The sequence below is a fragment of the Pseudomonas sp. NPDC086278 genome, from assembly GCF_050280905.1.
GTDB lineage: Bacteria > Pseudomonadota > Gammaproteobacteria > Pseudomonadales > Pseudomonadaceae > Aquipseudomonas.
Genome location: NZ_JBNNWE010000174.1, coordinates 1 through 5003 on the forward strand (window position 1 = coordinate 1; position 5003 = coordinate 5003).

Genomic DNA, 5003 nt, shown 5'->3' on the forward strand with positions numbered 1-5003 from the left:
CTTTCGATGGCTTCGGCCAGACGCTCGCCGATCTGCCCGCCACCGGCAATGACGATGCGTTTGTAGGTCTCATCCAGGCGGCGCATTTCGCTCATGGTTGCCCAGCATGACCATCAGCGTCGGCATGATCGCCAGGGTCAACGGCACCTTGATGACGATCTTCGAACCCTGGCCCTTGGCCGAGTAGATGTTGATCGAACCGTTGAGCTGGGAAATCTTGGTTTTCACCACGTCCATGCCCACGCCACGGCCCGACACGTCGGAGATCTCGGTCTTGGTCGAGAACCCCGGGGCGAAAATCAGGTTGTAGCATTCGGTATCGCTCAAGCGATCCGCCGCGTCCTTGTCCATCACACCGCGTTTTACCGCGATGGAACGCAGGACGTTCGGGTCCATGCCCTTGCCGTCATCGGAGATCGACAGCAGGATGTGGTCGCCTTCCTGCTCGGCCGCGAGGATCACTTTGCCGCCGCGGGACTTGCCCGAGGCTTCGCGTTCTTCCGGCGACTCGATGCCGTGGTCGACCGCGTTGCGCACCAAGTGGACCAGCGGGTCGGCCAGGGCCTCGACGAGGTTCTTGTCGAGGTCGGTTTCTTCGCCGACCAGTTCCAGGTTGATCTCTTTCTTGAGCTGGCGAGCCAGGTCGCGAACCAGACGCGGGAAGCGCCCGAAGACTTTCTTGATCGGTTGCATCCGGGTCTTCATGACCGCGGTTTGCAGGTCGGCCGTGACCACGTCGAGGTTCGAAACAGCCTTGGACATGGCCTCATCGGCGCTGTTGGCGCCCAGGCGGACCAGACGGTTACGCACCAGCACCAATTCGCCGACCATGTTCATGATTTCGTCGAGGCGCGCGGTATCAACCCGTACGGTGGTCTCGGCTTCGCTGGCCGGTTTTTCCGCTGGCGGCGCGGCCGGTGCGCGAGCCGGAGCCGCAGCGGCCGGTTTTGGCGCTTCCGCTTTTGGCTCAGGGGCCTTGGCCGCAGGTTTCGCTGCCGCGGCTGGAGTCTTGGCGACGGGAGAAGTCACCACTGCGCCGGTGCCGACTTCGGTGAACTTGCCTTTGCCGTGCAATTCGTCGAGCAGTGATTCGAACTCGTGATCGGAGATCAGGTCACCGCCAGCGGCTTTAGAGGTTGGCGCCGCCGAAGCGGGTGCCGAAGCAATGGCCGATTCCAGCGCGTCGACCGCAAAGTTGCCCTTGCCGTGGAGCTGGTCGAGCAGTGCTTCAAATTCATCGTCAGTAATGTCGGAACTGTCGCCTGGCGCTTTCGGCGCAGCCGGTGCGCTTGACGCCGCAACGACGGCATCGACGGCAAACTGACCTTTACCGTGCAACTGATCGAGCAACGACTCGAACTCGGCATCGGTAATTTCGTCGCTGGCCGCTGAATCGGCGGCAGCCACAGGGGCAACGGCCGGCGCTTCAGCCTGAGCCTTGACGGCGTTCAGCGAGTCCAGCAGTTGTTCGAATTCGTTATCGGTGATGTCGCCTGATTCGGCTTCGGCCACAGGCTCTTCGGCGTGCTGAGCAACCGGCGCCGTTTCATCGGAGGATTGCGGTTCGGCCAATCGGGCCAGAGCCTCGAGCAATTCAGGCGTGGCCGCGGTGATCGGGCTACGTTCGCGGACTTCGCTGAACATGCTGTTCACCGCGTCCAGCGCTTCCAGAACCACGTCCATCAGTTCCGAGTCGACGCGACGCTCACCCTTGCGCAGGATGTCGAACACGTTCTCGGCGATGTGACAGCACTCCACCAACTCGTTGAGCTGGAGGAAGCCGGCGCCCCCTTTTACAGTGTGAAAACCGCGAAAAATTGCATTGAGCAAATCCGCATCATCCGGTCGGCTTTCAAGCTCGACCAGCTGTTCGGACAGTTGCTCTAGAATCTCGCCGGCCTCAACCAGGAAATCCTGAAGGATCTCTTCATCGGCGCCGAAGCTCATTAAGGGGGTGCTCCTGAGGTCTAAAAACCTAAAAAACCTAAAATGCTAAAACTCTAAAATCCTAGGCTGGATAACAAATCGTCCACATCGTCCTGACCGGACACAACGTCTTCTCTTTTATCGGCATGAATCTGCGGACCTTCACCCTGAGAGAGATGTTTTTGCGGATCTTTTTCAGCCAGCATCGCATCACGGTCATGTTCGATACCCGCAAAGCGGTCTACCTGACTGGCCATGAGCACGAGCTTGAGCAGATTACTTTCAACTTCGGTGACCAACTGGGTCACGCGTTTGATCACCTGACCGGTGAGGTCCTGGTAATCCTGGGCCAGCAGGATGTCGTTGAGGTTGCTCGACACCGTGCGGTTGTCTTCGCTGCTGCGTGTCAGGAAACCGTCGACACGGCGCGCCAGCTCGCGGAACTCTTCAGCTCCGACTTCGCGACGCATGAACCGGCCCCAGTCCGTGCTCAACGCCTGGGCTTCTTCGCCCAGTTTGTTGACCAGCGGCGTGGCGTTTTCCACCAGGTCCATGGTGCGGTTGGCCGCCGCCTCGGTCAGCTTGACCACGTAGCCCAGGCGTTCCGTGGCGTCGGTGATCTGGGACACTTCCTCGGCTTGCGGCATGTTCGGGTCAATCTGGAAATTGACGATCGCGCTGTGCAACTCGCGAGTGAGCTTGCCCACTTCCTGATACAGGCCGCGGTCACGGGTCTGATTGAGCTCATGGATCAGTTGCACAGCATCACCGAACCTGCCTTTTTCAAGGCTTGCGACCAGTTCGACGGCGTGTTTTTTCAGGGTCGATTCAAAATCGCCCTGTGAAGATTCTTTATGCTCCATAGCTCCCCCGTGGCGCAGTGGATCAACCGATGCGTTCGAAAATCTTCTCGATTTTTTCTTTCAACGCCTGGGCCGTGAAGGGTTTGACCACATAGCCGTTTACACCGGCCTGGGCCGCTTCGATGATCTGCTCGCGCTTGGCTTCAGCGGTCACCATCAGCACCGGCAAGTGCTTGAGCTTTTCATCGGCGCGCACGTGGCGCAGCAGATCGATACCGGTCATGCCAGGCATGTTCCAGTCCGTTACCAGAAAGTCGATGCTCCCGCTGTTGAGTACCGGAATGGCAGTGGTGCCATCGTCAGCCTCGACCGTGTTGGTGAACCCAAGGTCACGCAACAGGTTTTTTATGATCCGCCGCATCGTTGAGAAGTCATCAACGATGAGGATTTTCATGTTCTTGTCCAATTCGACCTCCAAGCAGTCTTAAACGCGCCCAGCACCTGGACGCGCCATTTCAATCAATCCGGCAAAACACTCGATGACTGTCTGGAGCACAGCAGATCGAGACCGGCGCAGTTCACCACCACACCAGCCTCGTTCGCAGTGTCCCCACACTGCCTTCAGCGCGCTCGCCACTCCCCCAAACGCCCCCGCAAACGGGCCGCGCACTGGCTATGTAACTGGCTGACCCGCGATTCGCTGACCCCCAGGACCTCACCGATTTCCTTGAGGTTCAGCTCTTCGTCGTAGTACAGCGCCAACACCAGTCGCTCACGCTCCGGCAAATTGGCAATCGCGTCCGCCAGCGCAGCCTGGAAGCGTTCATCTTCCAGATCGCGTGACGGTTCCAGATGTGCACTGGCGCCATCCTCGTGCAGCCCTTCGTGTTCGCCGTCCTGCAACAGGTCGTCGAAACTGAATAAGCGGCTGCCCAGGGTGTCGTTCAAAATCCCGTAATAATCGTCGAGACTCAATTCAAGTTCGGCCGCAACCTCGTGATCTTTAGCATCACGACCGGTTTTAGCTTCAATAGAGCGAATTGCGTCACTGACCATGCGGGTATTTCGGTGGACCGAGCGTGGCGCCCAGTCCCCCTTGCGCACTTCATCGAGCATCGCGCCGCGGATTCGTATGCCCGCGTACGTCTCGAAACTCGCGCCTTTGCTGGCGTCGTATTTGGTCGACACTTCAAGCAGGCCGATCATCCCGGCCTGGATCAGGTCTTCAACCTGAACACTGGCCGGCAGACGGGCCAGCAAGTGGTAAGCAATGCGTTTAACCAGTGGCGCGTAACGCTCGATCAGCTCGTACTGCGCGTCACGTGCCGACTTCTTGTAGAGGTTGTAGCCACTGGCTGTCATAGGACGGGTCCTGCGGTCTGTTGCACGAGACGCTCGACGAAAAACTCCAGGTGCCCGCGCGGGTTGGCAGGCAACGGCCAGGTATCGACCTTCTGCGCGATCGCCTTGAACGCCAGGGCGCACTTGGACCGCGGGAAGGCTTCATACACGGCACGCTGCTTCTGCACGGCTTTGCGTACGCTTTCGTCGTACGGCACCGCGCCGACGTATTGCAGGGCGACGTCGAGGAAGCGGTCGGTGACCTTGGTCAACTTGGCGAACAGGTTGCGACCTTCCTGCGGGCTCTGGGCCATGTTGGCCAGGACGCGGAAGCGGTTCATGCCGTAGTCGCGGTTCAGCAACTTGATCAGCGCGTAGGCGTCAGTGATCGAGGTCGGCTCGTCGCACACCACCAGCAACACTTCCTGCGCGGCGCGGACAAAACTGACCACCGAATCACCAATACCCGCGGCCGTGTCGATCACCAATACGTCGAGGTTGTCGCCGATGTCGCTGAACGCCTGAATCAGGCCGGCGTGTTGCGCCGGGCTCAGGTGGACCATGCTTTGGGTGCCGGACGCGGCGGGAACGATACGGATGCCGCCAGGGCCCTGCAACAGCACATCGCGCAGCTCGCAGCGGCCTTCGATCACATCGGCCAGGGTCCGTTTGGGGGTCAGCCCCAGCAGGACGTCGACGTTCGCCAGTCCCAGGTCGGCGTCCAACAGCATGACGCGACGGCCGAGCTCAGCCAGGGCCAGCGACAAATTCACTGACACGTTAGTCTTGCCGACGCCACCTTTGCCGCCGGTCACCGCGATCACCTGTACGGGATGCATGCTGCCCATGTTATTTCTTTACCTTGTCTTGCATAGACGTAGGGGTCATTTATGTTTGCGTGTTGTTTAACGTTTTATTGGTTGTTTTTCCTTG

General features: G+C 59.4%; 4 protein-coding genes and 2 pseudogenes. All 6 read right to left on the minus strand.

Annotated elements, in window-relative coordinates; translation table 11 throughout:
* A pseudogene (locus tag ACQKP4_RS28285) lies at window positions 1-101 on the minus strand (hypothetical protein); the annotation flags it as partial.
* Window positions 97-1947: pseudogene (locus ACQKP4_RS28290) on the minus strand (chemotaxis protein CheA); the annotation flags it as partial. The pseudogenes ACQKP4_RS28290 and ACQKP4_RS28285, both read right to left, overlap by 5 nt.
* A 53-nt stretch (window positions 1948-2000) precedes the next feature.
* On the minus strand, window positions 2001-2789 hold the full coding sequence (locus ACQKP4_RS28295) for a protein phosphatase CheZ (protein ID WP_427637342.1): 789 nt from the start codon (window positions 2787-2789) through the stop codon (window positions 2001-2003).
* A gap of 22 nt (window positions 2790-2811) precedes the next feature.
* Window positions 2812-3183, minus strand: coding sequence for a chemotaxis response regulator CheY (locus ACQKP4_RS28300; protein ID WP_003183998.1), 372 nt, complete (start codon window positions 3181-3183; stop codon window positions 2812-2814).
* Between the two features lie 167 nt (window positions 3184-3350).
* On the minus strand, window positions 3351-4091 hold the full coding sequence (fliA, locus tag ACQKP4_RS28305) for an RNA polymerase sigma factor FliA (RefSeq protein ID WP_427637343.1): 741 nt from the start codon (window positions 4089-4091) through the stop codon (window positions 3351-3353).
* Window positions 4088-4918 carry a flagellar synthesis regulator FleN gene (fleN, locus tag ACQKP4_RS28310; protein WP_003222917.1) on the minus strand — a complete coding sequence of 277 codons (831 nt, stop codon included), beginning with the start codon at window positions 4916-4918 and terminating at the stop codon, window positions 4088-4090. Before fleN ends, fliA begins: the two co-directional genes overlap by 4 nt.
* Window positions 4919-5003: the final 85 nt, after the last annotated feature.

Bases quoted from the DNA above. Each gene is read 5' to 3' on its own strand.
- ACQKP4_RS28295 (WP_427637342.1), bottom strand. From the start codon at position 2,789: ATGGAGCATAAAGAATCTTCACAGGGCGATTTTGAATCGACCCTGAAA.
- ACQKP4_RS28300 (WP_003183998.1), bottom strand. From the start codon at position 3,183: ATGAAAATCCTCATCGTTGATGACTTCTCAACGATGCGGCGGATCATA.
- fliA (WP_427637343.1), bottom strand. From the start codon at position 4,091: ATGACAGCCAGTGGCTACAACCTCTACAAGAAGTCGGCACGTGACGCG.
- fleN (WP_003222917.1), bottom strand. From the start codon at position 4,918: ATGGGCAGCATGCATCCCGTACAGGTGATCGCGGTGACCGGCGGCAAA.